Consider the following 26930-nt stretch of genomic DNA (forward strand, 5'->3'; position numbering starts at 1 on the left):
GGGGCGTTTCATGGGGGGTTCCGTATTCGTGCGTCGGGCAGGCGGGGCGCCGATGCATGGCAGCCCCGCATTTACCTAATCGGATGAAACGGAAAAAGGGGAAGGCACGGCGCTCAGGCCGGTGCCAGCGTGGTCCACCACGGCAGCTTGCGCTCGACCCGCAGCGACAGCGCCCGGGCCAGCAGTTGCAGCGTGCGGTCCGGGTCGGTCAGGGGATAGGTGCCCATCACGCGCAGGCCGGCGACCTCGGGCGCCACGCCCAGGTGGCCAGGCTGGTAACGGGCCAGCTCGGCCACCAGCTCGTCCAGGCGCATGTCATTGGCGACGATCATGCCCTGGGTCCAGGCGGAGGCGCCGGGGTCGAGCGGGCCGGGGCGGTCGATGCCGCCGGCTGCGTACATCACCTGGCTGCCCGCCTGCACGGTCAGCGTGTCGCCGCTATCGGCCGTGCGGACCCGCACCGCGCCGTCCAGCACCGCCAGCCGCGCCGCCTGGCTCAGCAGGCGCACGCTGAAACGAGTGCCTTGCGTTTGCAGGCGGCCTTGCGGGGTGGCCACCACAAAGGGCCGGGCGGCATCCCGGGCCGTGGTCACCAGCATCTCGCCGCGCAGCAAGGTCAGGCGGCGTTCGGACGCCCCGTTGTCGAAGTCGGCGGCGCTGGCCGTGTTCAGCCACAGGCGGCTGCCGTCGGGCAGCACGGCCTGGCGGATCTGGCCCGTGGCGCTACGGTAATCGGCGGCCAGCGCCAGCAGCTCGCCGCGCAGCGGCGTGTGGCGCCAGGCCAGCCAGCTGCCCAGCAGCCCGCCGGACAGCAGCGCCAGCGAGCGCAAGTGGCGGCGGCGCGCGGGGCGTAGCGCGGCTTGCAGGCCGGCAGACGCGGCGCGGGACGCCACCTCGCCGCGCAGGGGCGCAAAGCGCTGGCTGACGGCTTCGATGTAGCCCCAGGCCGCCTGGTGGCCCGGACTGCGTTCCAGCCAGGCGCGCCATTGGGTCCAGTCGGCGGCGCTGGCAGCGTCGGCGTGCAGCCGCACATACCAGTCGGCGGCTTGTTCCAGGCTGCGATGATCGGCGGCGCCTACGGGCGCCGAGGCTGGCATGCGGCGGGCCATCGTCAGCAGGCCGCCGCGCTGGGGTGTTGCCCGGCCGGCGGAATATGCACCGGCTGGGTCGCCGCGTGGTGCGCGGCTTCCAATAGCGCACAATGCAGCATGGCTTGCGCCAGGTATTTCTTGACCGTGCGCTCGGATACGGCCAGTTCCACCGCGATTTCACGGTACTTCAGGCCGTCCACGTGCGACAGGATGAACGCCCGCGCCACCTTGGGCGGCAGTTGCCGCAGCATCTCGGCCGCTTGCAGCAGCGTCTCGATGATGATGGCTGTCTGCTCGGCAGATGGGGCGGTGGCGCCCGCGCAGGTGTTCAGCGTGTCGAGCCAGGCGCGCTCGACTTCCTGGCGGCGCCACAGGTCGATGCACATGCCGTTGCCCATGCTGCGCAGATACGCGCGCGCGCCTTGCGGCGTGTCAAAGGCGCGGGGGGCGGCCAGGAGGCGCACGAACGCGTCATGCGCCAGGTCGGCCGCGTCAAACGCGTTGCCCAGCCGGCGCAGCAACCACGTGCGCAACCAGCCGTAGTGCGCCTGGTACAGGCTGTGGATGTCCGAGGAGGGGGAATCGGGGAGCATGGCGGGGCAAGGTGGCGAAATACCCCGGAATTATAACAAGAACGATTATCAATTGCGGATTTGCCGCTGCCCCCAGGTCGGATCAGGCCAGGACGTCTTGCGCAGCCTGCGCCGCTGCCACGGTACGGTCGATGTAGTGTTGCAGCCGGTCCGCGGTCAGGCCATAGCCGGGCAGGCGACGCCACATCACCAGGCCGCCGCTGTCCGGATCGATCCCTGCCGCCGCGCCCTCCAGGTGCTGCCCCAGGTAGGCGTCCTGCAACAGCCGCAGCGCGGCCTCGTTGTCCAGGCTCACGGCGTGCGTGCCTACGGGCGCCAGCAGCAGCACTTCTTCGGTCTGGGCATCCCAGGCAAGAATGACGGCTTGCTCCGGCAGGGGGCTCAGCACGTAATGTTCGCCGTCGAACACTGGCGCAGGCAGGCCGGCGCGCGCGCAATAGTCGTTGGCGAGAGATCGGAAGGTGTCGATGTTCATGGCAGCCGCTGGTGGGGGAGGGGATCAGGCGAGGTTGGCGACCGAGGTCCATGGCGTCGCCGCGCCAGGCGATGTCGCCAGCGCCGGGGCCGCTTGCGCGGACAAGGCGGCCAGCTTGCCCGACCAATGCACCGCTGCCTGCGTGAAGGCGTAGATGCGTTGCGCGAGCGCGGCGTCGGTCAGCCCGGCCAGGTCCAGCCTGAGCATCAGCAAGGCCCTGCGGTGCTCGTCGTCCACTGCCAGCGCACCACCGCCGACGTCGCGCCAGGAGGTGTTGGCCGACAGCATCAAGGCATAGGCCTGCGTACGCGATGGCGCGTCCAGTTCGCCCAGATCGGCGGCCAGCACCAGCACGGTGATGCCGTCATCGGCGAAGTACTGCAGATGCAGGGTGATGTCATCGAACTGGAGGAAGGCGTGGTTCTGTTCGTCGAACAACGACACATCGTGCCCGACCGCCTGGGCGATCGCGGTCAGTTTCTCGGGACGGGCTTCTGGCATGCGAATTCTCCGTATCGCCCCGGCGGTCGGTGCCGGAGCAGGCTGGGGCGTCAGGGGTGTTTATGGGCAATGATCTGCGCAGGAGCAAGGTCGGTCGCCAAGGCGGAGATCTGCGCCACCGGTATCCGCAAGGTCAGCGTGCCGGGCGGCGTGATCTGCAGGGTGTGGCCTTGCACCGTGTTAAGCGGAAAGCCCTGGATGGCCGTCTGCATTTTTGCCAGCGACGCGGACTTCCCGGTGGAAACGAACAGCAGATCGCCGGTCCCGGGATCCTGCGTGACGTTCCATTCCTTGCGCTCCGACTTGGCCGTGACCTGGGGATAATCCAGCTGGATACCGCTCTTGGTGGTACGGGTGGTCTTCGAGGTAAGTTTCTCCAGCCCATCCAGCGCGTTAAGGGTGGCATCGCGCATGGCGAAATACTGAGGGGTGGGATGCGCGGGGCCAAAGGCGAAATTGTCTACCGCCAGCCGCTGCGCGAAGACGCCCAGCAGCGCGTCGCGGCGCGCGATGTACAGCGCTTTGAGAGTGTTGATGTTGCCATCGAACCGCGCTTCGGGCGGACGATTGTTGCCGAATTCCTGTGCATAGCGGTCGAACAGGTCCTCATCGGCCTGTGACTGACTCAGGTGCGCAATCATCCGCACCCCTTCCATTTTTTCGGCCAGCGAGCTCTGGTCGAACATGCTGAAATTCTTGTATCCCATGAATGCCGGTCCGCCCGGCTGGTCGAACGAGAAGTCGCTGTAGACATCGTTGGTCACGCCCAGGCGACTTTCTTCCAGGGCGTGGCCGGGGTCGATGCCGACGAACGTGTTGCCGACATAACCCTTGTTGCCGCCCCGGGAGCCCAGCGCGTCGCGGTCGGCCAGCAGCAGCATCAGGATCTTGTTGCGGCCCAGTTCGTTGATGGTGTGATCCAGGCGCGGAGCGCCGGTGAACTGGTTCGGCGGGTCGGTCGGGCGCTGCTGGTTGCGCACCAGGACGCCATCCTTCAGATAGATATCGCCGCGGCTGGGCGTGCCGTCGAAGTCGCTGAAGTTTGCCACGTGCGTTCCGTCCAGCATCAGCTTGGTGGTGCCATCGGGATACCGGCCCTCGACGATCTTCAGCTTCTGGCTTTCCACCCCCATGACGCGCATCAGGTCGTTGGCAAGCGATTCGCGCACCGCCCCTTCGTTGCGCTCGGCGGGCGTGGCGCCCGTGAGCAAGCGGTGCAGCGGCGCGGTCACGAGGTTGCCCTTGGCCTTGTCCTTGGGGATATGGTACTTGCCCGCGATCCTGTCGGCTTCGTAGTAGTCGAGCTTGATGTAGTGATTCTTGGTGAATTTGGCCTGGGTCTGCATGAGATCGCCGGTCAATTCACGGAACAGCTGCGTTGCCTCGTTGGCCAGGGCATGCGTGCCGGGCGTTGTCACGGCAGCGACGGTGTCGGCGACCAGCGCGGCGGCCAGCGCCGTGTTGAGCGGGGGGTTGGGCGCCATGACGTTTCTCAGCACGTCGATCAGCGATCCCCCGTTTTGCGCCAGCGCCGGATCGGTCAGCACTTGGATCGCCGCCGGCGCAAGCGGGCCATTTCCCGCGGCAAGTCCGCTCAGGCTGTTCAACAGCATGGGGTTCAGGTCTGCGTCCGCCGGCGTGTGCGGGGGCAGGGCGCCGGCTGCCAGCCACTGCTGGGCCAAGGCCAGCGCCCGCGTATTGAACGGGTGATTGGCGGTATTCATCTTGCCCGTATCGCCCGGCGTCCAGTCGCGCTTGCCGATAAAGCCAGGTTCCACGCCGCGAGTCTTGTCACCCATGACGCGGTATCCGCCGATGCGGTCCTGGACCTGCCCGTTGCCTACCGGGTAGCGCTGGCCGAAGGTCGGAGCGGGTTGGTTATTGCCATTGGCGATGATGCGGCGCAATCCCTGCGCGATCGTCTGGGCGAACTGCACCGCATTGTTGTAACCGGCCAGTAGATTCGTCTGCAGCTGACCCGATGCGCCTTGCACGGTGGATACCATTTCTGCGCTCCCGAGAAAAGGTTCTGGTCGTGGCCGAACCTCCGGGAGGGAAGCGGCCGATATGCGCAGTAAGTAACGCCGGCCGGCGATTGGTTCCATGCTGGGGCGCCGATTTGGGTACTCATGCGAGGCGCCTTCTAGTGTGAACAGGCCCTAGTTCGCCAGCTTCACGGCGCCGCTGTCGATCAAGGCCTTCCATTTGGCGTTATCGGCCTGGATAAACGTCAGCAGATCGCTGCGCGACCCGCCGCCGGCCACCATTCCGGCGTTCTCCAGGGCGGCCTTGTACGCGGGCGTCGCTACCGCCGCGCGCAGGGCCGCATTGATCTGGTCCAGGGGCCCGGCGGCGATTTCCTTGCCCGCCGCCACCGAAAACCACTGGCTGGCGGCAAAACCCTTGAAACCGGATTCTTCCACCGTCGGCACGTCCGGCAGGCTGTCCAGCCGGTAGGGCGTGGTGACGGCATAGGCCTTCAACACGCCCGCCTTGACCTGCGGCATCACCGGCGCCGACCCCAGGATCGCCAGCGGAATCTGCCCGCCCGCCACGTCCGCCACCGCCTGCCCGCCGCCCTTGTAGGGCACGTGGACGATGCGGGTGCCGGCATACTGGTTCAGCAGTTCGCCGGCCAGGTTCTGCGAGGTGCCGTTGCCGGAACTGCCGTAGCTCCAGGCATCGGGCCGCAGGCGGGCGTCGGCCAACACGTCCTGCAAGGTCGGGCGGGCCGACGCGGCCGGCCCGACGATGACCATCGGGCCCTGGGCCAGCAGCATGACGGGGGCCAATTCACGGCCGATCTCGGGCTGTGGCGTCGGGTAGACCAACGGGCCGGGCACCGTGATCAGGTAGCCGTCGCCGGCCTTGCTGCGCGCCACCAGTTGCAGGGCAATGGCGCCCGAGGCGCCTGGACGGTTTTCCACGACAACGTTCACGCCGGTGCGCCGCGCCAGTTCCTGCGCGGCGATGCGCGTCAACACGTCGGCGGTGCCGCCCGGCACGAATCCGATGACCCAGGTGATCTGCTTGGCGGGCCAGTCCAGCTTGGCGTCCGCCGCGCCGGCCGCCCAGGGCAGGGCGGCGGTCAGCAGCAGCGCCGCGCATCGCATCGTGACTGTCTTCATGTTTTTCCCCTGTGCTTTTTGGTATGGATCAGTCTGCCGCCGCGTCAATCGGGATCCGGCCGGCCGGGCGGCGTATTCGGATGGGCCTGGCACGACTGGTTGAACGCCTGCACCATCTTCAGGATAGGTCCGAGCACCCAGGTGTTATAGACAAGAATGTCGCTTTCTTCCTTGGGATCCTGCTTCAGGTTGAACAGATAGGGAGATTCCAGCTTGCCCTGGCCTTCGTTGACCTCGGGCTCCCAGTAGAAGTGCAGCTTCCAGTCGCGCCATTTGACCGCGCGCAGTTCGTTCTTGATATGGAACAGAAAGCCCTCGCGCCGGGAGGCCGGGGCGGCGCCCGTGAAGAACGCCGTCTGGTCGATACCGTCGATCGGCCGGTCCTGCGGGATCGCCGCGCCGGCGATGCGCGACAGCGTGATGTACAGATCGGTCACGTGGACGATGTCGTTGGACACCCGCCCCGCTTGCACCTTGCCCGGCCAGCGGAGGATGAACGGCACGCGCAGGCTGCCTTCCATGGCGGTATGGTAGGTGCCCGTCCAGGGGCCGGCCGTGCCACGGTACGGCTTGCGGAACTCCGGGCCGTTGTCGCTGCAGAAAATGAATACGGTGTTCTCGCGCAGGTGCAGATCGTCCACGGCCTGCACGATCTGCCCGACGCGGTGGTCCATTTCCACCATCGAATCGGCAAAGTCGCCGGCGCCGGTGCGCCCCGCGAAATCGGGATGCGGCAGTGTCGGAAAGTGCAGGTGCACCAGGGGCAGGTACAGGAAGAACGGCCGTCTGGCCCGCGCCTGCCGCTGCATGAACTGGATCGACCGGTCCGTCAGTTCGGCGTCGATGCCGCGGCGCGTGTCCAGGTCGTAGACCTTGACGTTTTCGGAGGGCGCGCCCGCCTGGCCCTGCATGATGTGGGGAATGTCGGCCACCGTGGGGTCAAAGCCGATGGACGAAGTGAACTGGCTTTCGTCGGTGGTGCGCGGAATGCCGTACCACTCGTCAAAGCCGCGGTCGGACGGGTAGCGGCCGGGGATGTCGCCCAGATGCCATTTGCCGTAGTGCGCGGTGGCGTAGCCCTGGCCCGACAGCTGCTGCGCCAGGGTGATCTCGTCGCGCGACAACCCCTGGGGCAGGCCGGGCGGCACCGATTGCAGGCAGCCGGTGCGGATCGGGTGGCGGCCGCTCATCAGCGCCGAGCGCGTCGGCACGCAGTCGCTTTCCACGTTGAAGTTCTGCAGCAGCAGGCCTTCGGCGGCCAGGCGGTCGATGTTCGGGGTGGGTGCGCCGCGTAGCGCGCCGCCGCCATAACAGCCCAGCTCTCCCCACCCCAGGTTGTCAGCCACGATCAGAACGATATTGGGCTTGCTTTGCATGCGTTGCACCTTTGAGGATCTTCGGGTTTATGCCGGGGATTCTAGGAGGGGGCTGGCGGCGTAATATTCCCGAAGCGACGTATTGATATGAAAATTGTTCATGAATCTTTCCCTGCGCGACATCGAGTACTTCCTGGCCGCCGTCGAACACGCCAATCTGGCTCGCGCCGCGGCGGTGTGCGAGGTCAGCCAGCCGGCATTGAGCAAATCCCTGCAGCGGCTGGAGGCAGACACCGGGCTGGCGCTGCTGGACCGCAGCGGACGCGGCTTGCGGCTGACGTCGGCCGGGCTGGTGTTTCTGGAACATGCGAAAAAGCTGTGGGTGCAGTACCAGGACGCGGTCAGGCAGGCGCTGGAACTGCGCGTCGGGGAAGCGGGGTTGCTGCGCATGGGCGCCACCGGCGCCACCGTCGACAGCATCGTGATGCCCGCATTGGCATGGCTGCTGCCGCGCCGGCCGGCGCTGCGCGTTCAGTTGGTCCAGGGCCTGTCAGACGACCTGAACGAGCAGGTCGCCAGCGGCAAGCTGGATCTGGCGGTTACGCCCATCTATGCCGATGTGCCCGCGGCGCTGCATCAGACCCCCATTCTGGAAGACGGGCTGTGCGTGGCCGCCAGCCGCAAGCACCCGCTGGCCGCGCGGCGCAAACTGGCCTTGCATGATCTGCAAGCGCAACGCTGGATCCTGCCCAAGCCGGCCGCCGTCGCCCGCCTGGCGCTGGATGCGCACTATGCCGAGGCCGGCCTGGCGTTGCCGGTCGCCGCGCTGGAGGTCGAGCATTTTTCCAAAGGCACCCTGGCGCTGCTGGCGCAATCGAGCCTGCTGGCCATCGTGCCGCAAAGCGCGCTGGCGGATCAACGCGGCATCGCGGCGCTGCCGGTCGTGCTGGGCAGGCCGCTGCAGCGGCGTATTGCGTTGATTACCCGGCGCGCCACGACATGGTCGCCGTTGATGGCGGAATTTCGAAGCGCGGTCGCGGCTGTCGCGAAGGGGTGAGCTTGCGGCGGCGATCGGGGGGCAATCCTGCGGACGGGGCGGGCGTGGCGGCGGCCCGGGATGCAGGACGGCTCAGTTTCGCCGGCGCGCACCGATCATGGCAATGGGCACGCGCGGGGTGTCCAGCTTGCGCAACATCAGCAGATGCGGGCCGAGCCTGAGGCGGCGCAGGTTGTCCAGTGTGGGGGGGGGCGCCGCGCACCAGCGGGGGCTCGAAGCCGTACATTTCGTCTGGTGCGAGTGAGCCGTATCTGGCAACGGCGCGGTCAAACAGCAGGTTGCCGTCGGGATCGGAATAGTCAAAGCCTTCGGGGTGGGCGACACTCAACAACACGCGGATGGGCTGATCCTGGTCTGGTGCGGCGCCGGGTGTGCGTCGGCGTTTCTGCATCAGGATTTCGTTGAGAACACAGACGACAGTGGCACTGGCTCCTGTCTTTTCGCCGCATAGATAGAGGTCGCCGAACGCGCCCCGGGCGATCACGTGGAACGCGTCCAGCGCGGCAAGCGGCGTATCGTGCAGCCAGGCGTCCTTGACGTGCGCGTAGTCGTCAGGATTGACGAAACCGAAGCGGCCATTGCCATAGCACGCCCAGCCTTCTTCCTGCCAGATCTTCAGCATGAGCGGCGGCAGCCTTCCGGCCCATTTGGACAGGCTGGCGCCGGGAACCTGCACGGCCTGCGTCGCTTCGCCACATTTGCCTATGAAGCGTGCAAAATGGGGATCCCTCATGGTCATTTCCTCTCGTTTCCGAAGGCCAACCCAGCATTGTCTGACTCATAGGATCGGGGAGGAATTGGAAGATTCTGAAAATGACGACCTGCTGCCCCAGGCAGCGCGGGCGCCGGCCGACACAGCCGGCGCCCGCCGTTCAGCCGTTCCTGCGCGCCGTCAGCCACTGCGCTGGCGCCAGCGCCTGGTTCACGATGCGCACTTCGCCGATGCTGCCGAAGAAGCCATCGGCCCGGTTGCCGTCCCAGGACCCGGCGCCCACGACCCACGGCATGTTCGCCGCCAGGGCCGCCAGGCCCGGGGCGTCGGACGCGTTGCGCAACACCGGCGCGCCTTCGACGTACAGGATGGTTTCATGCGTGGTGTTGTCGTTCACCACGGCAATGTGCAGCCATTTGTCGGCGATGATCTCGCCGGACCAGTTGGTCTTGGCGTCACGCGGGCCGGCGCGCTCGGGCACGACTTCCCACTGGATCTCGCGCAGGCTCGACACGGCGAACAGCAGCGGCGGGGATTCGCCGTCGCCGCCGTTGTAGCCGGGCAGGTCGCCGCGCTTGCCGTCGCGCGTCATGATGTTCATCCACGCGTTCTTGCCCGCGGTCCAGTCGCGGTCGATCTTGATGAAGGCTTCGACGGTGTAGCCGTTGGGCACCGTCTCGGCGTTCAGCACTGCCGCCGCGTCGGTGGTGAAATAGCTCATGCGGGCGGTGTTCTTGTCGGTGTTCAGGAAGCGCACCGAGCCCGGGGCAGCCGACAGGTAGTGATGGTCGTTGGACCAGACCAGATCGCCCAGCTGGGCGCCGGCCACGCCGTCGATGTTCAACGCCGCGCGGCGCACGGGGTTCAGGCCGGTGCGGTCGGCGACCACCGTGCCCACGGGCACCGGCTGGCCGTCGGCGCCGCCAAAGAAGCGCCAGTGGGCCAGCGTGCCGGACACCTGCGGATAGTCTTCGCTGTCGGCGGCCGGCTTTTGCGTGATCGCGGGCGGCTCGGTGTAGTTGGCCAGGATCAACGCGCGGGCCTGGTCGATCAACGCGGTGTGCGAGGGCGTGCCGGCCTTGAAGGTCTTGTTGAAACCCGAAAAGCGCTTGGCGAAATCCATCTTGATGGTGAATTCCTCATTGGCGCCCGTCAGCACCGCCTGGTCGAAGGCGTTGAGCGTGTTCTTGGGTTTCTGCGGCACCCAGGGCGAGAACGACAGCACCCGGATCTCGTTGTTGCTCAGGTCGAATTCATACAGACGCATCAAGCCGTTGCCGCCCTGGTAGGCCATCTGGTAGTCGACGACCATTTCGTGCACGGGGTTGCCGAAGGCGTTGGTCTTGGTCAGGAGCGCCGCGCCATGGTAATGGCCGTTGAGCGTCATGAATATCTGGTCGTTGTCGCGGATCAGCTTGTCCCACAGCATCAGGCCGTAGGGCACTTCCAGCGGGCTGATGCCGTCCTTGTCGATGTTCAGCAACTGGTGATTGACCAGGATGACCGGCAGCGTCGGGTTGGCGCGGATCACCTGGTTGGCCCAGTCCCGCGCGGCCGTCGAAATGCGCCACGACAACGACAGCACCATGAACTTCTGGCCTTCGGCCTCGAAGACGTGCCACTCGTGAAAGCCGCTGGGATCGCGGCCGCCGAAGGTGGCTTGCTTCTTTGCGCGGTCGGTGCCGAAGGTTTGCAGATAGGGTTCGTTGGCCAGCGTGCGCTGGGCGTCGGTGGCCGTGTTCTGGCTGGTTTCGTCGACGTAGTCGCGGTCCAGGATCACGTCATGGTTGCCCGCCAGGATCGAGTACGGCACCTTGGCGTCTTCCAGGATCTTCATGGCCGCATCGGCCACTTTCCACTGGTCGGGCTTGTTCTGCTGGTCGACCACGTCGCCCAGGTGGATCAGGAAGGGGATGTTCAGCGCCTTGGCATGGTCGGCCACCCATTGCGTCTGCGCCTTGTAGGGCTCGCTGCCGTACTTGCGCATGAACTGCTGGTTCTCGGCATCGGTGGCGTAGCGGGAATAGAACTGCGTGTCGGGCAGCACCGCGACGGCGAAGCTGGAGATGTTCTTGGGCTGCGGCGTGGGCGCGCCCGGCGCCGGCGCGTCGTCGTCGTCGTTGTCGCTGGCGCAGGCCGACAGCAGCAGCGAGCCGCCGACCGGCATCAACGTGGCGCCCAGGCCGGCCTTGAGCAGGCTGCGGCGGCGCGGGTCCGTCACTGGCAGGGTGGAGAGTGTCTCGGCAATGTCATGTTTGCCGTCGTGCTTGTCGTGCGCCATCTGTGCTGCCCATCCGAAAAAGTGGGAAGCATAGGAACGCGCAATGACGGAAATGTTAAGCGCGCGTGAATATTGTGCGTAGCGGCGGTTGTCTTACCCCACCGGCGGGCGCCGTTCCATATCCGTCTTCACCCCCCGCGTCAGCCCGGCCCCTGCGCCTGCGTCACCGGGATCAGGATGCGCGCCACCCACGGCGCGGTGACGAAGACTGTCACCATGGCCGCCTGAGCACCCGGCCCGCCCGGTTCATTGAATGCGGCGCTGCCACAGCGCATACACGGCCGCGGCCCCCGAGATAACCGCCAGGAACACGAAGCCGTCCAGCACGCTCATGAAATTGGCCTGCTGCGTCAGCACGCGCTGAAGCTCGGCCAAGGCCAGCCCGTGCGCGGCCGACAGCGCGGCGCCGGCCTGCGCGAAGCGCTGCGTCAGTTGGTCCAGGGCGCCGGCGAACACCGGATTGGACAGGCTGGCGCTGGCGGCCAGCCGGGTCTGATGCAGCGCCAGGCGGTGCTGTTCCAGCACGATGATGGTGGCGGTGGAAAACGAATAGGCGATCTGCTTGACGATGTTCTTGATGCGATAGCTGTGCGGATACAGTTCGACGGCGAACGGCTGGAACGCCAGATTGGCCACCGGCAGCGCAATGAACAGCAGCAGCAAGCCGCGCAGGATCAGCGGCGGCAGCAGCCACGATTGGCTGACGTCCGGCGGCATGTGCGCCATCCACGCGCCGATCAGCGCCGCCAGGGTGAAGCCGACCGCAATCAGGCCCCGCTTGCGCGGCAGCCGGCCGGCATAGCGAAAGTAGAGCAGGGCGCCCGCCAAGGCCGCCAGCGAGGTGACGCCCACCAGATGTCCGGCGTTTTCCACGGGGTAGCCCAGCCCGGCCTGCAGGAAGCGCGATACCAGGTAGCTGAACGCGTTGCTGACGAAGTAGTACAGGGCGTACAGCGCCAGGCCGGCGCGGAATGTGGCTTCCTTCAGGCCGTGCAGGTGCAGCAGCGGCCGGGGATGATGCCACTGGTGCCAGATGAACCCGGCCAGCAGCAGCACGCCGGCCAGTGTCAGGCCTTCCAGCCCCGGCGATTCGCTGAACGGCGACGAGCGCAACTGCTGCGCCACGACCTGCAACGCGCCTAGCGCCAGCGCCGCGACGACATAGGGCCACAGATGGGGCTCGCCGCGCTGCTCGGGCGGCAGCCGTCCGGTGGCCGGCACGGCCACCAGGACCAGCGCGCCGGTCGCCAGCGCCACGGGCACGGTGCAGACGAACACCGCGCGCCAGCCGAAGTCGGCCACCAGGTAGCCGCCCGCCAGCGGCGCCAATGCACTGCACAAGAGGATGCTGCACAGGAACAGGCGCGTGGCCCGGCCGCGCTCTTTGGGCGGGAAGCTCAGCTGTATCAGGATGCGAGTGGCGCCCATCATCGGGCCCATCAGATAGCCCTGCAGGGCGCGCGCCACGGCCAGTTCGGCCGATGACTGGCTGAACGCCGCCAGCACGCCCGCCGCCGCGAACAGCAGCAGGCAGGCGCCGATGTAGTGCCTGTGGCCGACGCGTTCGACCCACCATTGATGCTGCAGGATACCCAGCACGCCCGCCACGGCGTAGGCGCTGGACGACCAGATCAGCTCATCGGGCGGCGCGCCGATGCCGCCGGCGATGTCGCTGATAAAGAATGAAAACGCCGCATTGTCGAAATAATCCAGCCCCACGGCCAGCGCGATCGCCAGCGGAAAGAGCAGGGCGCGCAGACTGCTGGCCGGCGTATCCGGCAGGGCTGAGGCGGGTGCGGTGGAAGGCATGATGACGAGGCGTTGCGGTGCTTATGCCGGCAAGCGCGGCGCGCCGGTACCGGAACAGGCGGTGGGGACGGCGCCGGCTTGGGGAGTCATGATCGCGGGTTCGCCCCGCCATTCAGATCCAGCAGCAAGCCGCCCAGCCGTTCCAACACGCGGTGCGCGGCGTCGACGTCGGCGGGCGCCATGCCGTCGAGCAGTTCGCGTTCCAGTTCGGCCGACACGGTGTGCACGCGGCGCACCAGCTGGCGCCCCTGGGCCGTGATGGCCAGCGCCTTGGCGCGGCGGTCGTCGGGGTCTTCCAGGCGCTCGATGAAACCGCTGGCCTCCAGGCTTTGCAACACCCGCACCACGGCGGAATTGTCCAGCGACAGCGCCGCCGCCAGTTCCTTCTGCCGCATCGGCCCGGGCGCGCGCGCCAATTGCACCAGCGGTAGCCAGGTGGCCTGGGTCAGATCGAAGGGTTGCAGGCGCTGGTCGACCGCGCGGCGCCATTGACGCGCCACCACGCCGATCCTGGTGCTCAGGCGCTGTTGCTGCGGCGTGTCGGTTTCCTTGGCCATGGTCGATTATGAATTAGTTGATATATCATCTAATATAGATGAGTTGTCATCTAATTTCAAGGCCGAAGCGGCCAGAGGCAGACGATGAGCAGAGACATAGACCGCTTGCGCGACATGGCGTTTTTCGCCGCGGTCGCCCGGGAGGGCACCTTCACCAAGGCGTCACTGGCGCTGGGCGTACCCACCTCGACGCTGTCGCGCCGCATCACCGAGTTCGAGGCCGACATCAAGATCAAGCTGTTCAACCGCTCGACCCGGCGCGTGACGTTGACCGAAACCGGGGCGCGCTACCTGCAGCAGATCGACGACATCGTGCAGCAGGCCAAGATGGTCAACGACGAGTTGAACAGCGAAACATCCGACCCGTCGGGCGTGCTGCGGATCAGCATGTCCAACGACTTCGCGACCTATTTCGCCGACGCGCATTTCGCGGAATTCCACGCCGCCTATCCGCAGATCAGCTTCGACATCTTCCTGACCTCGACGCTGCCCGACCTGATGACGCAGCGCCACGACGTCAGCATCCTGACCGGCGATCCGCCCGCGGCCTCGCGCCTGATCGCCCGGCGGGTGGGGCTGGTCAGGCGGCACCTGTACGCGTCCAAGGCCTATCTGGCCGCGCATGGCACGCCGCTGGCGCCGGCGCAGCTGGAGCACCATCAATGCCTGTTCACCTCGGAAGCCGAGGCCGGCGCCGGCTGGACGCTGCACAGCGGCGCGCAGGCGGTGCCCGTGCGGCCGACGCCGCTCTTGACCACCAACAGCCAGTCGCTGATCCGCCAGCTGCTGCTGCAAGACATGGGCATCGGCCAGCTGAGCCGCACGCAGGCGTCGGCGCTGTTGGAAAGCGGGCGGATCGTGCGGGTGCTGCCGGAATGGGAGCTGGACCCGATCCCGCTCTACGTCATGACGGCGTCACGGCTGGTGCCGGCGCGGGTGCGGGTGTTCGTGGATTTCCTGGTGCAGAAGTTCGAGCGGCTGGCGTAGCGCCGCGGGACAAGCCACCCAGGCCGCCGGCCAGCGCCCGGGGCGGCCCCGGACGCGCCGCGAGTCACGAGCCGCCTACTTGCGCAGCGAATCCAGCGTTTCGTGATTGCGCTCGACCTCTTGCGCCTTGGCATAGCTTTCGCTCAGCAGGCGGTATGCGGGGAAGATATGGCCGTAGATCTCGGCCCATTGCGCCGCGTCATCGCGGTGCCAGGTGCGCTGCAGCTCGGACGCCACGGCGGCCGTGTCCATCGGCACCACGCCCGCCTGCACCACGCGCGCCAGCGTGATTTCCTGGGCCATCTTCGAGTATGTGCCCGACGCATCCACCACCGCGAACACCTGGTAGCCGTCGGCCACCGCCGCGATGCTGGGGAACGCCATGCAGACGCTGGTGATGGTGCCGGCGATGATCAACTGCTTGCGCCCGGTGGCCTTGACCGCTTTGACGAATTCCGGATTGTCCCAGGCGTTGATCTCGCCGCGCCGGGCCACGTACTGGGCGTGCGGCGCGTTCTCGTGGATTTCGGGAATCAGCGGGCCATTGGGACCCTGCGGCACCGAAGCGGTGGTGATGACCGGCATCTTGGTCAGGGTGGCCATCTTGGCCAGGGCCGACGCATGGGCGCGCACCGTGGTGAAGGGCAGGTCGCCGATGGTCTGGAACAGGCCGCTCTGGTGGTCGATCAGAAGCATGGCGGCCTGGTCCGGATCGATCGCCGGACGGGCGCCGTTGAAGTTGGCGGGTTGGCTCATGGCAGGACTCCGTGGAATACATAAAGGAAGCCTGACGATAGTGGAGCGATGCCAGCGGCGGTAGACGGGGCAAACCGCCATCCGTGTTCTATTTTTGGGACGACACACTGGCGGCGAGTTACGCGCGTCCGACAAGCGCGCCTGAGCTTCAAGTACTGAGCGCTGCGCGGATCCGCTTCAGGTCCCGGTCCAGTTCGATCCGCATCGCTTTCAGCAACGCCCGCGCGTTTTCTGAAAGCGGTGTGCCGGGCCGGAACACCAATAGGCAGGTGAAGCTGATGTCCAGGTCCAGTGGCTTGATGGTCAGGCCGCGGGCCAGGTAATCCAGCGCCATGACGGGGTGGACCATGCCGATGCCCAGCCCATGCAGCGCGAACTCGCAGACGGAATTGGAGTAGGGCGTTTCCAGGATGGGCCGCAGCGCCAGCCCCTGGTCGTTCAGCGCGGTTTCCAGGCGCCGGCGGCTGGCGTCTTCGGGGTTCAAGGCGATGAAGGGGTGGTCGATCAAGTCCTGCAGCGCGATGCGCGGCTTGGCGGCCAGCGGATGGCGGTTGTGCATGGCGATCACGCCCGGGATGCGCACGAATTCCGAATGCTCCAGCCCGGCCACCGACAGCTCGTCGGCCATCAGGCCGAAGTCCAGCTGGCCGGCCGCCACCTGCTGCAGCACCTCGCGCGAGCTCATGATCTGGAACGACATCTGGATGCGGCGGTCCTGCAGGCCAAAGGCCGCGATGGCGCGCGGCATGAAGCCCGTACCCAGCGCGGGCAGCGAGCCCACGGCCAGGCGTCCGACGCCGAACGATTTCAGGCTGCGGATGCGGTGTTCGATCAGTTCGAAGCCGGCAAAGCAGCGGTCCACTTCCTCCATCAGCGCCTCGGCCTCCTGCGTGGCCACCAGCCGCCCGCGCACACGCTCGAACAGGCGCAGTTCCGACGAGGTTTCCAGCTTGCGGATCGCCTGGCTGACCGCCGGCTGCGAAATCCCCAGCAGCGTGGCGGCCTTGCTGGTCGTGCCGGCCTGCATCACTGCCCGGAAGACCTGGATTTCTCGCATGTCCATCTATAAGTCCTGCTTATTGACTGAGTTGTTTCGATTGTTGAGGCAATGGATCAAAAGGCAGACACTGGCGCTGTTCCCGATCACCCTCTAAGCCCAGCGAATAGATTAGATGAAAGCTATCAACCAGACTAATAGAGATTTTGCCAGCCTGTCGCCGTCGGTGCAGCGCGCGTCGACCGTGGTGTTCGATTCGCTGGAATCCTTCGTCAACCGCAAGCATCGCCAGCCCGACGGCTTCAGCTATGGCGTCACGGGTACGCCCACCGCGCGGCTGCTGGAGGACCGCATCGCCGAGCTCGAAGGCGGCCGCCACTGCGTCATCACGCCATCGGGCGCGGCGGCATTGATGACGGTGGTGATGGGCTTTGTGCGCGGCGGCGACCATCTGCTGATCTCGGCCGCCTGCTATGGCGCGCTGAAGACCTTCGGCGAAAAATGGCTGGCCCACATGGGCGTGGACGTCGAACTGTACGACCCGTCCATCGGGGCCAGCATCGAGACCTTGATCCGGCCGGCAACCCGCATGATCTGCATCGAGGCGCCGGGCACCGTCACGATGGAAATGGCCGACGTACCGGCCATCGCCGCCGCTGCGCGCCGCCACGGCGTGCTGACGATGATGGACAACACCTGGGCGAGCCCGCTGGGCTTGAAGCCGCTGGCGCATGGGGTGGACTTCAGCGTCGAGGCGGCCACCAAGTTCTTCAGCGGCCATTCCGATGTGCTGATGGGCGCCATTAGCATGAACGACACCGGCCATTACGCCGTGCTGCGCGAGACCCAGAGCATCCTGGGCCAGCAGGTCAGCCCCGACGATTGCTTCCTGGTGCTGCGCGGCCTGGAAACCCTGGGCCTGCGGGTGCGGGCGCAAAGCGACGCGACGCTGTGCGTGGCCGAGTGGCTCGCGGCGCAGCCGCAGGTGGAACGCCTGCTGTATCCGCCGCTGCCCGGCGACCCGGGCCATGCGCTGTGGCGCCGCGATTTTTCCACCAACGGCTGCCTGTTCTCGATGGTGCTGGCGCCCGCGCCCGAGTCCGCCTTCAACGGCTTTTTCGATTCGCTGCGGCATTTCGCCATCGGCGCCAGCTGGGGCGGCGTGCATAGTCTGGCCGCTTATTACCCGGCCGCGCTGCAGGCCGATCGCGCCTTCCCGGCGACGGACCGGCCCATCGTGCGCCTGTCGATCGGGCTGGAAGACGTTGACGTGCTCAAGGATGACCTGCGCGCCGGCTTGGCGGCCTATCAGGCGCGGCGCTGACGCGGCTACGGCCCGAGGCGCCAGCCACGTGCCGGGCCTAGGATCGCGCCACGCGGTTTTAACGGCTGCCGGCGGCACCGCTTGCCGGCGGCAGACATGAAGCGCCACAAGGCGCTCTACATATAGCAAGGGGAATTGCCATGTTGTCCAGCTTCACACCGGGTTTGGGTCGTCTCGTCCTGGCGGCCGCGGCCGCTGTTGCCCTGGCGCCGACGGTTTTCGCCCAGGCCGCGGCGCCTGCCGCGGCCGGCGGCGCCGTAGCGGCCGTGCCTGCCGCCGATACATCGCCCGTGGCCGCCGCCGTCACGCAGACCAACAGCCCCACGGTCGACCAGATCCGCGCCCGCGGCTACGTCATCTGCGGATCGGGCCATGGCACCACCGGGTTCTCCGCGCCGGACAAGGACGGCAACTGGAAGGGCCTGGACGTGGACACCTGCCGCGCCATCGCCATCGCCGTGCTGGGCGACGCGTCCAAGGCGCGCTTCGTGCCGCTGACCGGCCAGCAACGCCTGACCGCATTGCAGACGGGGCAGATCGACGTGCTGCCGCGCACCACGTCCTGGACGCTGCGGCGCGACGCCAACGGCATCAACTTCACCTACCCGAACTACTACGAGTACGACGCCTTCATGGTGCGCAAGGAGCTGGGCATCACCCAGACCAAGGACATGGTCGGCGCCACCATCTGCGTGCAGACCGGGTCCACCAACGAAGTAACCGTGGCCGACCTGTCGCGCAAATTCAAACTGGGCTTGAAGACCGTGCTGTTCGACAACGTGGCCGCCTCGCGCCAGGCGTTCTTTTCGGGCCGCTGCGACGGCCTGATCACCGACGCGTCGGCGCTGGCCGCGGTGCGCGCCACCCAGGCGCAGAATCCGGACGACTACGTGATCTTTCCGGCCAGCGGCCATAGCGAAGCGTTGACGCCGTCGGTGCGTCACGGCGACGACCGCTGGTTCGACATCGTCAAATGGGTCATCCAGGTGCCCATCGCCGCCGAAGACATGGGCATCACCCAGGCCAACGTCGACGAGATGCTCAAATCCACCGACCCGCGCATCGCCCGCTTCCTGGGCGTGGAGCCGGGCAACGGCAAGGCGCTGGGGCTGGACGAGCGCTGGGCCTACAACATCGTCAAGCAGCTGGGCAACTACGGCGAGATCTTCGAGCGCAATGTCGGCAAGAACAGCCCGATGAAGCTCGAACGCGGCATGAACCGCCTGTATCGCGACGGCGGCCTGATGTACCCCTACGTCTTCAACTGACGCGTCATGCGGTTCACGCCAGCACGCAACACGTAGAGGCACATCATGCTCAAGCGACTTTGGTACGACGGCCGCGCCCGGGCCGTCCTGATGCAGGCGCTGATCGCCTGCGGCTTCCTGGGGGCCGTGGGCTGGCTGGCCTGGAACGCCCACGCCAACCTGACCCAGCGCGGCATCGCCATGGGGTTCGGGTACCTCGGCGAGGCGGCGCGCTTTCCGATGGCCGAGAGCCTGCTGGCCTACCAGCCCACCGACAGCTACGGCCGCGCCTTCGTGGCGGGCCTGGTGAACACGCTGTATATCTCGGCGCTGGTGATCGTGGCCTCGACGGTGCTGGGCTTCGGCCTGGCGCTGGCACGCCGCAGCCGTCATCCCCTGGTCACCGGCATCGCCACGGTGTACCTGGAGGCCGTGCGCAACACGCCCTTGGTGGTGCAGCTGCTGTTCTGGTATAGCCTGGTCACGCTGAATCTGCCGTCGGTACGGCATGCGTTGCAGCCGCTGCCCGGGGTGTTCCTGTCGGTGCGCGGGCTGTTCTTTCCGAGCCTGTCGCTGCAGGGTGACGCCCGGGTCCTGGGCTGGGCGCTGGCCGTGGCCGTGCTGCTGTTGTGGGGCGCCTGGCGCCTGGCTCGGCGGCCGTCGCCGGCCGCGCGCAGCGCGCCGTGGCGCACGCTGGGCGTGATCGCGGCGGTGGCCGTGCTGGCAGCGGCGGCAGGGTGGGGCGGCGTGACGTTGCACACCGACACCCCGGTGCTGCGCGGCCTGAACTTCATCGGCGGCACGGCCTTCACCCCCGAATTCACCGCCTTGCTGGTGGGGCTGACGATCTACTCGGCCGCGTTCTCCGGCGAGATCATCCGCGGCGGCATCGACGCCGTGCCCGCGGGCCAATGGGAAGCGGCGCATTCGCTGGGCCTGAAACCCGTCGCCGCGCTGCGCTGGATCGTGGTGCCGCAGGCGCTGCGGGTGATCATCCCGCCGATGACCAGCCAGTACCTGTCCATCATCAAGAACACCACGCTGGCGCTGGCCGTGGGCTATCCCGACCTGTCCTTCGTCATCACCACCACCATCAACCAGACCGGTCAGGCCATCGAGGGCGTGGCGGTGCTGATGGCGGTGTACCTGAGCATCAGCCTGTCCGTGTCGCTGTTCATGAATCTGTACAACCGCCGCCTCTTGAGGACGCAACGCGCATGAGCCTGTCCATTCCTACCCAAGCGCCCGCACCGTCATCCATGCTGCGGCCGCCCAGGGATCGCCGCGATACCGTGCTGCACCGGCTGTTCGGCAGCCTGTTCAGTGCGGCGGCCACCGTGGCCACCCTGGCGCTGGTGCTGGCCGCGGCCAGCCGCCTGGTCGACTGGGCCATCATCGATGCCGTCTGGCCCGGCGCCGCAGGCGACATCTGCCGCCAGGCCAGCGGCGCCTGCTGGGCCTTCCTGGGCGAAAAGTTGCGGCAGATCCTGTTCGGCATCTATCCGCCCGGCGAACAGTGGCGGCCCACCGCCGTGTGCCTGTTCATCCTGGCCATGACCGTGTATTCGCTCAGCCCCAGGCACTGGCGCCTGTGCACCGCCGTGGCCTGGATCATCGGCATGGCGGCGGGGCTGCTGCTGATGCAGGGCGGCCTGTTCGGTCTGACGCGCGTGCCCACCTCGTCCTGGGGCGGCCTGCCGGTGACGCTGCTGCTGGCGGTGTGCTCGCTGGGCGCCGGTTTGCCGCTGGGCGTGCTGCTGGCGCTGGCGCGGCGCGGCAGCCTGCCGGCGGCGCGCTTCATCAGCATCGGCGTCATCGAACTGATCCGGGGCTTGCCGCTGGTCAGCCTGCTATTCATGGCGTCCATCGTGCTGCCCATCCTGCTGCCGGCCGGCATGACCATCGATAGCCTGCTGCGCGCAGGCATCGCGCTGACGATCTTCTCGGCCGCCTATCTGGCCGAGGTGATCCGCGGCGGCCTGCAGGCCATCCCGGCGGGCCAGGCCGAAGCCTCGCGCGCGCTGGGCCTGTCGTGGTGGCAGATGACGCGGCTGGTGGTGCTGCCGCAGGCGCTGCGCAAGGTGATCGCGCCGCTTACCAACACCGCCATCGTGATGGTCAAGAACACCAGCCTGGTGCTGATCGTGGGCCTGTTCGACCTGCTCAGTTCCGGCCGCGCCGCGCTGACCGATCCGGCCTGGCCCACGCCCTACGTCGAAACCTATCTCTTCATTGCATCGATCTATTTCTGCATCTGCTTCGGCCTGTCGCGTTATTCGATGTGGCTGGAGCGCCGCTACAAAAAAGGGGAACTCCGATGAGCAAGCCTGACGGCGCCGCGACGCCGGCCATCAGCATTGCCGGCATGAACAAGTGGTATGGCGATTTCCATGCGCTGCAGGACATCGACCTGCAGGTCGGGGCGGGCGAGCGCCTGGTGATTTGCGGGCCGTCCGGCTCCGGCAAGTCCACCATGATCCGCTGCATCAATCGGCTGGAACGGCACCAGCAGGGCTCCATCGTGGTCAACGGCGTAGAACTGACCGACGACCTGCGCGCCGTGGACGGCGTGCGCACCGATGCCGGCATGGTGTTCCAGCACTTCAACCTGTTCCCGCACTTGACCGTGCTGGAAAACTGCATCCTGGCGCCCACCCAGGTGCGGCGCATGCCGCGAGCCCAGGCCGTGGACCTGGCCATGCGCTACCTGGAACGCGTGCGCATCCCCGACCAGGCCGGCAAATACCCCGGCCAGCTGTCAGGCGGCCAGCAGCAACGCGTGGCTATCGCACGGTCGCTGTGCATGCAGCCGCGCATCATGCTGTTCGACGAACCCACGTCGGCGCTGGACCCCGAGATGGTCAAGGAAGTGCTGGACGTGATGACGACGCTGGCCGAAGACGGCATGACCATGCTGTGCGTGACGCACGAAATGGGGTTTGCGCGCAACGTCGCCGACCGGGTGGTGTTCATGGACGGCGGGCGCATTATCGAAAGCGGCGCGCCGGGCGAGTTCTTCGATCATCCCCGGCATGAGCGGACACGGGCGTTCCTGGCGCGCATCCTGCATTGATGACGGGCAGGGCGGCAGCGGCATCCAGCGCGTAACGCGCCAGCAGCCGGCGGCATGAGGCCGCCGCGCTGGGCTGATGGCCTGATTACCCGCCGCTCAGGAACAGCTTGTCGCAATACCCGCCCAGCAGGTCGTAGTTCACGATGGTCTTGTTGGCATCGGTGGTAAACGACATGTAGCAGGATTCGCCTTCCTGCGTTGTGTAACCCGTCGGCGCGGTGTTCTGCTGGTAGATCGGGATGGCGCCCTGGCCGCCGCCGGCCGGCAGTACCGTGACCAGCGTGCTGCCGGTCGATGCGGTGCCGGTCTGGACAAAGCGCTGGTGCTGGGTGGAACCGAAGCGGCTCCACGTGTGCACGTAGCGGGGATTCTGCGGCGTGCCGATGTTGGGATAGGTGGCCGAGCCGCCCTGGTGATCTTCGGGGCCGAAACGCGCGGTGACCGAATCCAGATGCTGGCCGATCATGCTTTGCGCGTAGCGGTTCAGCTGGTTGGCAGGCGGGTGGTAGACGCAGCCGCTCAGCAAGGCAAAACCCAGGGCGGCGGAACTGGCGGACAGGGTGCGGGTCATGGGAGGCTTTTCGTGAAGGGCGAAAACGCGAATTCTATTTCCAGGTCCGCCCAGACAGGAAATCGTCAGGGTAAAACATGTAACGGCGCTCGCGGGGCATGGTCTAATACGCGTTTTACGAGCCCTTGAACCCTGACACGGTTCCCTTGCCTCATGTTGCGCCTGACTGAAATCATTCTCCCCCTGTCGACTTCCCAAGAGGACATCGACACCACGCTACGTGCCGCCGCCTGTGCCCGCCTGGGCATTGCCCCCGAAGCCCTGCACACGCTCACCATCTTTCGCCGCAGCTACGACGCCCGCAAACGCAGCGCCATCACGTTGACGTATTCCGTCGACGTCGAAGTCGCCGACGAAGCCGCAGTGCTCAAGCGTGTCGCCGGCCTGCGCACCGTGATGCCCACGCCGGCCATGCAATACCAGTACGTCGGCCACGCGCCGGCCGGGTTGCCCGAGAGCCGCCGGCCCGTGGTGATCGGCTTTGGTCCCTGCGGCCTGTTCGTGGCGCTGATCCTGGCACAGACGGGTTTTCGCCCCATCATCCTGGAACGCGGCCGCGTGGTGCGCGAACGTACCAAGGACACCTGGGGCCTGTGGCGCAAGCACGCGCTGCAACCCGAATCCAACGTGCAGTTCGGCGAGGGCGGGGCAGGGACGTTCTCGGACGGCAAGCTGTCCACCCAGGTCAAGGACCCCAAGCATTACGGCCGCAAGGTGCTGCAGGAATTCGTGGCCGCCGACGCGCCGCCCGAGATCATGTACGTCAGCAAGCCGCACATCGGCACCTTCCGCCTGGTCAAGATGATCGAGCAGATGCGCGCGCAGATTGAGTCGCTGGGCGGCGAGTTCCGCTTCGAAAGCCGCGTGGACGACATCGAGATCGACAACGGTCAGGTGCAGGGCGTGCGGCTGGCAAGCGGCGAGTTCATTGCCTCGCGCCACGTGGTGCTGGCCGTGGGCCACAGTGCCCGCGATACCTTCCACATGCTGCATGCGCGCGGCGTCTTCATGGAACCCAAGCCTTTTTCGTTGGGTTTCCGCATCGAACATCCCCAGTCGCTGATCGACCGCGCGCGCTTCGGCCCCAGCGCCGGCCATCCGGTGCTGGGCGCGGCCGACTACAAGCTGGTGCACCACGCCGCCAACGGCCGCTCGGTGTACAGCTTCTGCATGTGCCCGGGCGGCACGGTGGTGGCGGCGGCCTCGGAACCGGGCGGCGTGGTCACCAACGGCATGAGCCAGTATTCGCGCAACGAGCGCAATGCCAACGCCGGCATCGTCGTGGGTATCCAGCCCAAGGACTATCCCGGCATCGAATCGTCGCCCTTGGCCGGCATTGCCTTCCAGCGGCACTGGGAAGCGCGCGCCTACGAACTGGGCGGCCGCGATTATTCCGCGCCCGCGCAGCTGGTGGGCGACTTCCTGGCCGGCCGGCCGTCGACCTCGCTGGGCAGCGTGTCGCCGTCATACAAGCCCGGCATCACACTGACCGACCTGTCAACCAGTCTGCCGGACTACGCCATCGAAGCCATCCGCGAGGCCTTGCCGGCATTCGAGCGCCAGATCAAGGGCTTTGCCATGCACGACGCCGTGCTGACCGGTGTGGAAACCCGCACCTCGTCGCCGCTGCGCATCACGCGCCGTGACGATTTCCAGAGCATGAACACCAACGGCTTGTTCCCGGCCGGCGAGGGCGCCGGCTATGCCGGCGGCATCATGTCGGCCGCCATCGACGGTATGAAGGTCGCCGAGGCCGTCGCGCTGCACATCCTGGGCACCGGCCCGGTCAGCGGCGGCAACCGCCGCAGCGAAAACGACGATTATTAAGCCACCCCACGGCGCCGGGTAGACCGTGCGCTGGCGTCAAGAACCGGCCCGGCACCGATTATCAAAATCGGTATGACCGGGCCATTTTCATTTTATTTTCCATATCGATTTCCCGGTATTTTCAAACTAAATCAGGAAAATCCGCTTTGTTCGATATTCGCATTATTTGCGTAACCAAATAATTCCTGTCACCTGGATTATTTTTATATTTGAACTCGAAAAACAAGGGTATTCCCGCACGCCGTTGCCGTTGCGAATACTAACAATAGTCAGTCGGAACATTGCGCTTTTCGGATATTGTTGGCTGCCATTTCACATTATTTCAACGCGGCTCAAGCCCGTCGAATGCATCCCCGTTTCAGCTTCAACGCGATAAGCAATTCGTGATACCCAGGCGCCAAAAAAAGGCGCGCCGTTTCGTTTCCACGGAAGTTCGGAGGGGCACGTGAAGCAACAATTGAAAATCGGATTGACGGTAGCCGGCGTACTACTTGGCGCCAGCGCCTTGGGCGCCTATGTGGCCGGCGTCAGCCTCGCACCCAAAAACGCGGCCCCCGTCGTCACGCTTGGCGATGGTAAACAGGGTCCGGCGGGCATGGCCTGGATTCCGGGGGCCGAGTTTCTCATGGGTAATAACCATAAACTCTCGCAGCCCAATGAGTTACCCCCCCACGCGGTCAGGGTCAGCGGATTCTGGATGGACACGCACGACGTGACCAATGCGCAATTCCGCCGCTTCGTCGAAGCGACCGGTTATGTCACGACGGCGGAGCAGAAACCGCGCTGGGACGATCTCAAGGTCCAGCTTCCCCCCGGCACGCCGCGTCCGGATGACAGTCTGCTTGTGCCGGGCGCCATGGTTTTCGTCGGCTCGGCAGCCGAGGTCTCGCTGCGCGATTACACGCGCTGGTGGCGGTTTGTGCCCGGCGCCAGCTGGCGCCATCCCCAAGGCCCCGGCAGCAATATCGACGGCAAGGACGACCATCCCGTGGTCCAGGTGTCGTATGAGGATGCCCAGGCCTATGCCAAGTGGGCGGGCAAACGCCTGCCGACCGAGGCGGAATGGGAATTCGCGGCGCGCGGCGGACTGGAGCAGGCCACGTACGCCTGGGGCAATGAATTAAGCCCGCAAGGCAAGCCCATGGCCAATATCTGGGATACCCAGCAGCAGCAACCGTTTCCGGTCGTCAAGGATGAAAAGATCCAGGTCGGCACCACGCCCGTCGGCAGCTTTCCGCCCAATGCCTACGGGCTTTACGACATGGCGGGCAATGTCTGGCAGTGGACCGCGGACTGGTATCGCGCGGACGCCTTTCGCATCCAGGCGCAATACCGCCAGCCGCCGCAGGACCCCGCCGGGCCGGCCGACAGCTTCGATCCCGAGGACGCCAATGTTCCCGCCTCTGCCCCGAAACGGGTCACGCGAGGCGGCTCGTTCCTGTGCAGCGACACGTACTGCATCAGCTACCGGGCGAGCGCGCGCCGCGGCACGGACCCGCTGAACGGTATGTCGCACCTGGGCTTTCGCACGGTGATGACGCCGGACCAATGGAAGCAGGCCCAGGCCCGTCCGGGACAAGTCGCCAGCCGTTGATGCCTCGCCTGCATTCCAGGCGGCCCATAGAGTTTGACGAAGGAATACCCATGGCGTTGCGCAATGGCATTCTGGCGTTGGAAGAGGCGATTTCCCGGGAAGTGCTGGGCCAGGCAGAGGTCGTGCGCCACATGCTGATCGCCCTGGTGGCCGACGGGCACGTGCTGCTCGAAAGCCTGCCCGGGCTGGCCAAGACCCGCATGGTCAAGGCGCTGGCCGGGCACCTGGCGGCGGACATGAGCCGCATCCAGTTCACGCCCGACCTGCTGCCTTCGGACATCACCGGCGCCGACGTGCTGCGCCAGGATGCCGAAGGCCGCAATCAGATCGCGTTCGAGGCAGGGCCGTTGTTCGGCAACCTGATCCTGGCCGACGAAATCAATCGCGCGCCCGCCAAGGTGCAGTCCGCGCTGCTTGAAGCGATGGAAGAGCGCCAGATCACGGTCGGCGGCACCACCCGCAAGATGCCGGCGCTGTTCATGGTGCTGGCCACGCAGAACCCGATCGAGCAGGAAGGGACCTATCCCTTGCCGGAAGCGCAGATGGACCGCTTCCTCATGAAGATCAGGCTGGACTATCCCGGCGCCGAGGACGAGATGGCCATGCTGGCCCTGCTGCGAGAACCGGCCGGGCAGGGCGACCCTGGGCAAGACGACGCGCGCATGACCCAGGACGCGTTGCTGGCCTGTCGTGTCCAGGCCGCGGCGGTGCACGTGGCGCCCGCGGTAGACCGGTATACCGTGGACCTGGTCAATGCCACGCGCCGCCCCGCGGACTACGACGCCGACCTGGGCCGCTGGATACAGGTGGGTGCCAGTCCGCGCGGCGCCATCGCCCTGGACCGGGCCGCGCGTGCCCATGCCTGGCTGGCGGATGCGGACTTCAGCACGCCGGACGACGTGCGGGCCGTGGCGCACGCGGTGCTGCGGCACCGCCTGCACCTGTCGTATGACGCGGTGGCCGACGGCATCACCGCCGATCAGGTCCTGGACCGGCTGCTGGACGTTGTCGCCGTGCCGGCCTAGGGAACCGCC

24 protein-coding genes are annotated in these 26930 nt (G+C 66.6%); 10 read left to right on the forward strand and 14 right to left on the reverse strand.

What is annotated here, in order from left to right:
- Positions 1–113: 113 nt before the first annotated feature.
- The 7 genes from A9974_RS18930 to A9974_RS18960 all read right to left on the reverse strand — a co-directional run bounded on the left by A9974_RS18930 (position 114) and on the right by A9974_RS18960 (position 7164).
- Positions 114–1097 (reverse strand): FecR family protein, encoded by a 984-nt coding sequence (locus A9974_RS18930; RefSeq protein WP_220806032.1) that lies wholly within the window; start codon positions 1095–1097, stop codon positions 114–116.
- Between the two features lie 14 nt (positions 1098–1111).
- Positions 1112–1684, reverse strand: coding sequence for a sigma-70 family RNA polymerase sigma factor (locus tag A9974_RS18935; protein WP_183005716.1), 573 nt, complete (start codon positions 1682–1684; stop codon positions 1112–1114).
- A gap of 82 nt (positions 1685–1766) precedes the next feature.
- Positions 1767–2159, reverse strand: a complete 393-nt coding sequence (locus A9974_RS18940; protein WP_183005717.1) for a type III secretion system chaperone — start codon at positions 2157–2159, stop codon at positions 1767–1769.
- 24 nt (positions 2160–2183) lie between these two features.
- Positions 2184–2660: a type III secretion system chaperone gene (locus A9974_RS18945; protein WP_183005718.1), complete on the reverse strand. Its 477-nt coding sequence runs from the start codon at positions 2658–2660 to the stop codon at positions 2184–2186.
- A 50-nt stretch (positions 2661–2710) separates the two neighbouring features.
- Entirely contained in the window at positions 2711–4666 is a 1956-nt protein-coding gene (locus tag A9974_RS18950; RefSeq protein ID WP_183005719.1) for a hypothetical protein, read from the reverse strand.
- A gap of 153 nt (positions 4667–4819) precedes the next feature.
- Positions 4820–5788 carry a tripartite tricarboxylate transporter substrate binding protein gene (locus A9974_RS18955; protein ID WP_183005720.1) on the reverse strand — a complete coding sequence of 323 codons (969 nt, stop codon included), beginning with the start codon at positions 5786–5788 and terminating at the stop codon, positions 4820–4822.
- A gap of 44 nt (positions 5789–5832) precedes the next feature.
- A complete protein-coding gene (locus tag A9974_RS18960; protein WP_183005721.1) occupies positions 5833–7164 on the reverse strand; it encodes an arylsulfatase in 1332 nt (443 codons plus the stop codon).
- A gap of 100 nt (positions 7165–7264) precedes the next feature.
- Between A9974_RS18960 and A9974_RS18965 the strand changes: the two genes are divergently transcribed.
- Positions 7265–8161, forward strand: coding sequence for a LysR family transcriptional regulator (locus A9974_RS18965; RefSeq protein WP_183005722.1), 897 nt, complete (start codon positions 7265–7267; stop codon positions 8159–8161).
- On the opposite strand, the gene A9974_RS18970 is transcribed toward A9974_RS18965, so the two are convergent.
- The 4 genes from A9974_RS18970 to A9974_RS18985 form a co-directional block, all read right to left on the reverse strand.
- Positions 8085–8894, reverse strand: a complete 810-nt coding sequence (locus A9974_RS18970) for a GAD-like domain-containing protein (RefSeq protein WP_183005723.1) — start codon at positions 8892–8894, stop codon at positions 8085–8087. The genes A9974_RS18965 and A9974_RS18970 overlap by 77 nt on opposite strands.
- Positions 8895–9033: 139 nt before the next feature.
- Positions 9034–11154 (reverse strand): LamG-like jellyroll fold domain-containing protein, encoded by a 2121-nt coding sequence (locus A9974_RS18975; RefSeq protein ID WP_183005724.1) that lies wholly within the window; start codon positions 11152–11154, stop codon positions 9034–9036.
- Positions 11155–11400: 246 nt separating this feature from the next.
- Positions 11401–12963 (reverse strand): MFS transporter, encoded by a 1563-nt coding sequence (locus A9974_RS18980; protein ID WP_183005725.1) that lies wholly within the window; start codon positions 12961–12963, stop codon positions 11401–11403.
- Positions 12964–13049: 86 nt separating this feature from the next.
- Positions 13050–13520 (reverse strand): MarR family winged helix-turn-helix transcriptional regulator, encoded by a 471-nt coding sequence (locus A9974_RS18985; protein WP_183005726.1) that lies wholly within the window; start codon positions 13518–13520, stop codon positions 13050–13052.
- 84 nt (positions 13521–13604) lie between these two features.
- On the opposite strand from A9974_RS18985, the gene A9974_RS18990 reads away from it, so the two are divergent.
- Positions 13605–14507 carry a LysR family transcriptional regulator gene (locus tag A9974_RS18990; RefSeq protein ID WP_183005727.1) on the forward strand — a complete coding sequence of 301 codons (903 nt, stop codon included), beginning with the start codon at positions 13605–13607 and terminating at the stop codon, positions 14505–14507.
- A 75-nt stretch (positions 14508–14582) separates the two neighbouring features.
- Here the strand turns inward: A9974_RS18990 and A9974_RS18995 are convergent, their stop codons facing one another.
- Both A9974_RS18995 and A9974_RS19000 read right to left on the reverse strand, forming a co-directional pair.
- The gene (locus tag A9974_RS18995) at positions 14583–15263 is read right to left on the reverse strand and encodes a hydrolase (protein ID WP_183005728.1); all 681 of its coding nucleotides are present in this window, start codon (positions 15261–15263) and stop codon (positions 14583–14585) included.
- Positions 15264–15411: 148 nt separating this feature from the next.
- Positions 15412–16326, reverse strand: coding sequence for a LysR substrate-binding domain-containing protein (locus A9974_RS19000; RefSeq protein WP_183005729.1), 915 nt, complete (start codon positions 16324–16326; stop codon positions 15412–15414).
- 109 nt (positions 16327–16435) lie between these two features.
- Between A9974_RS19000 and metC the strand changes: the two genes are divergently transcribed.
- The 5 genes from metC (at position 16436) to A9974_RS19025 (ending at position 21904) form a co-directional block, all read left to right on the forward strand.
- Complete coding sequence (metC, locus tag A9974_RS19005; protein WP_183005730.1) at positions 16436–17584, forward strand: cystathionine beta-lyase; 1149 nt, start codon at positions 16436–16438, stop codon at positions 17582–17584.
- A gap of 140 nt (positions 17585–17724) precedes the next feature.
- Positions 17725–18852, forward strand: a complete 1128-nt coding sequence (locus A9974_RS19010; RefSeq protein WP_183005731.1) for an amino acid ABC transporter substrate-binding protein — start codon at positions 17725–17727, stop codon at positions 18850–18852.
- A 45-nt stretch (positions 18853–18897) separates the two neighbouring features.
- Positions 18898–20052 carry an amino acid ABC transporter permease gene (locus tag A9974_RS19015; protein WP_183005732.1) on the forward strand — a complete coding sequence of 385 codons (1155 nt, stop codon included), beginning with the start codon at positions 18898–18900 and terminating at the stop codon, positions 20050–20052.
- Entirely contained in the window at positions 20049–21152 is a 1104-nt protein-coding gene (locus A9974_RS19020; RefSeq protein WP_183005733.1) for an amino acid ABC transporter permease, read from the forward strand. Before A9974_RS19015 ends, A9974_RS19020 begins: the two co-directional genes overlap by 4 nt.
- Entirely contained in the window at positions 21149–21904 is a 756-nt protein-coding gene (locus A9974_RS19025) for an amino acid ABC transporter ATP-binding protein (RefSeq protein ID WP_183005734.1), read from the forward strand. Before A9974_RS19020 ends, A9974_RS19025 begins: the two co-directional genes overlap by 4 nt.
- 85 nt (positions 21905–21989) lie before the next feature.
- On the opposite strand, the gene A9974_RS19030 is transcribed toward A9974_RS19025, so the two are convergent.
- Positions 21990–22475, reverse strand: a complete 486-nt coding sequence (locus A9974_RS19030) for a hypothetical protein (RefSeq protein WP_183005735.1) — start codon at positions 22473–22475, stop codon at positions 21990–21992.
- 153 nt (positions 22476–22628) lie between these two features.
- On the opposite strand from A9974_RS19030, the gene A9974_RS19035 reads away from it, so the two are divergent.
- From A9974_RS19035 to A9974_RS19045, 3 genes are all read left to right on the forward strand, one after another.
- Positions 22629–24302: an NAD(P)/FAD-dependent oxidoreductase gene (locus A9974_RS19035; RefSeq protein ID WP_183005736.1), complete on the forward strand. Its 1674-nt coding sequence runs from the start codon at positions 22629–22631 to the stop codon at positions 24300–24302.
- A gap of 445 nt (positions 24303–24747) precedes the next feature.
- Positions 24748–25896 carry a formylglycine-generating enzyme family protein gene (locus A9974_RS19040; RefSeq protein WP_183005737.1) on the forward strand — a complete coding sequence of 383 codons (1149 nt, stop codon included), beginning with the start codon at positions 24748–24750 and terminating at the stop codon, positions 25894–25896.
- 50 nt (positions 25897–25946) lie between these two features.
- Entirely contained in the window at positions 25947–26921 is a 975-nt protein-coding gene (locus A9974_RS19045; RefSeq protein WP_183005738.1) for a MoxR family ATPase, read from the forward strand.
- Positions 26922–26930: the final 9 nt, after the last annotated feature.

This window comes from Achromobacter sp. UMC71, assembly GCF_014170305.1.
In the GTDB taxonomy this organism is placed as follows: Bacteria; Pseudomonadota; Gammaproteobacteria; order Burkholderiales; family Burkholderiaceae_B; genus Achromobacter.

Bases quoted from the DNA above. Each gene is read 5' to 3' on its own strand.
- A9974_RS18930 (WP_220806032.1), bottom strand. From the start codon at position 1,097: ATGCCAGCCTCGGCGCCCGTAGGCGCCGCCGATCATCGCAGCCTGGAA.
- A9974_RS18935 (WP_183005716.1), bottom strand. From the start codon at position 1,684: ATGCTCCCCGATTCCCCCTCCTCGGACATCCACAGCCTGTACCAGGCG.
- A9974_RS18940 (WP_183005717.1), bottom strand. From the start codon at position 2,159: ATGAACATCGACACCTTCCGATCTCTCGCCAACGACTATTGCGCGCGC.
- A9974_RS18945 (WP_183005718.1), bottom strand. From the start codon at position 2,660: ATGCCAGAAGCCCGTCCCGAGAAACTGACCGCGATCGCCCAGGCGGTC.
- A9974_RS18950 (WP_183005719.1), bottom strand. From the start codon at position 4,666: ATGGTATCCACCGTGCAAGGCGCATCGGGTCAGCTGCAGACGAATCTA.
- A9974_RS18955 (WP_183005720.1), bottom strand. From the start codon at position 5,788: ATGAAGACAGTCACGATGCGATGCGCGGCGCTGCTGCTGACCGCCGCC.
- A9974_RS18960 (WP_183005721.1), bottom strand. From the start codon at position 7,164: ATGCAAAGCAAGCCCAATATCGTTCTGATCGTGGCTGACAACCTGGGG.
- A9974_RS18965 (WP_183005722.1), top strand. From the start codon at position 7,265: ATGAATCTTTCCCTGCGCGACATCGAGTACTTCCTGGCCGCCGTCGAA.
- A9974_RS18970 (WP_183005723.1), bottom strand. From the start codon at position 8,894: ATGAGGGATCCCCATTTTGCACGCTTCATAGGCAAATGTGGCGAAGCG.
- A9974_RS18975 (WP_183005724.1), bottom strand. From the start codon at position 11,154: ATGGCGCACGACAAGCACGACGGCAAACATGACATTGCCGAGACACTC.
- A9974_RS18980 (WP_183005725.1), bottom strand. From the start codon at position 12,963: ATGCCTTCCACCGCACCCGCCTCAGCCCTGCCGGATACGCCGGCCAGC.
- A9974_RS18985 (WP_183005726.1), bottom strand. From the start codon at position 13,520: ATGGCCAAGGAAACCGACACGCCGCAGCAACAGCGCCTGAGCACCAGG.
- A9974_RS18990 (WP_183005727.1), top strand. From the start codon at position 13,605: ATGAGCAGAGACATAGACCGCTTGCGCGACATGGCGTTTTTCGCCGCG.
- A9974_RS18995 (WP_183005728.1), bottom strand. From the start codon at position 15,263: ATGAGCCAACCCGCCAACTTCAACGGCGCCCGTCCGGCGATCGATCCG.
- A9974_RS19000 (WP_183005729.1), bottom strand. From the start codon at position 16,326: ATGGACATGCGAGAAATCCAGGTCTTCCGGGCAGTGATGCAGGCCGGC.
- metC (WP_183005730.1), top strand. From the start codon at position 16,436: ATGAAAGCTATCAACCAGACTAATAGAGATTTTGCCAGCCTGTCGCCG.
- A9974_RS19010 (WP_183005731.1), top strand. From the start codon at position 17,725: ATGTTGTCCAGCTTCACACCGGGTTTGGGTCGTCTCGTCCTGGCGGCC.
- A9974_RS19015 (WP_183005732.1), top strand. From the start codon at position 18,898: ATGCTCAAGCGACTTTGGTACGACGGCCGCGCCCGGGCCGTCCTGATG.
- A9974_RS19020 (WP_183005733.1), top strand. From the start codon at position 20,049: ATGAGCCTGTCCATTCCTACCCAAGCGCCCGCACCGTCATCCATGCTG.
- A9974_RS19025 (WP_183005734.1), top strand. From the start codon at position 21,149: ATGAGCAAGCCTGACGGCGCCGCGACGCCGGCCATCAGCATTGCCGGC.
- A9974_RS19030 (WP_183005735.1), bottom strand. From the start codon at position 22,475: ATGACCCGCACCCTGTCCGCCAGTTCCGCCGCCCTGGGTTTTGCCTTG.
- A9974_RS19035 (WP_183005736.1), top strand. From the start codon at position 22,629: ATGTTGCGCCTGACTGAAATCATTCTCCCCCTGTCGACTTCCCAAGAG.
- A9974_RS19045 (WP_183005738.1), top strand. From the start codon at position 25,947: ATGGCGTTGCGCAATGGCATTCTGGCGTTGGAAGAGGCGATTTCCCGG.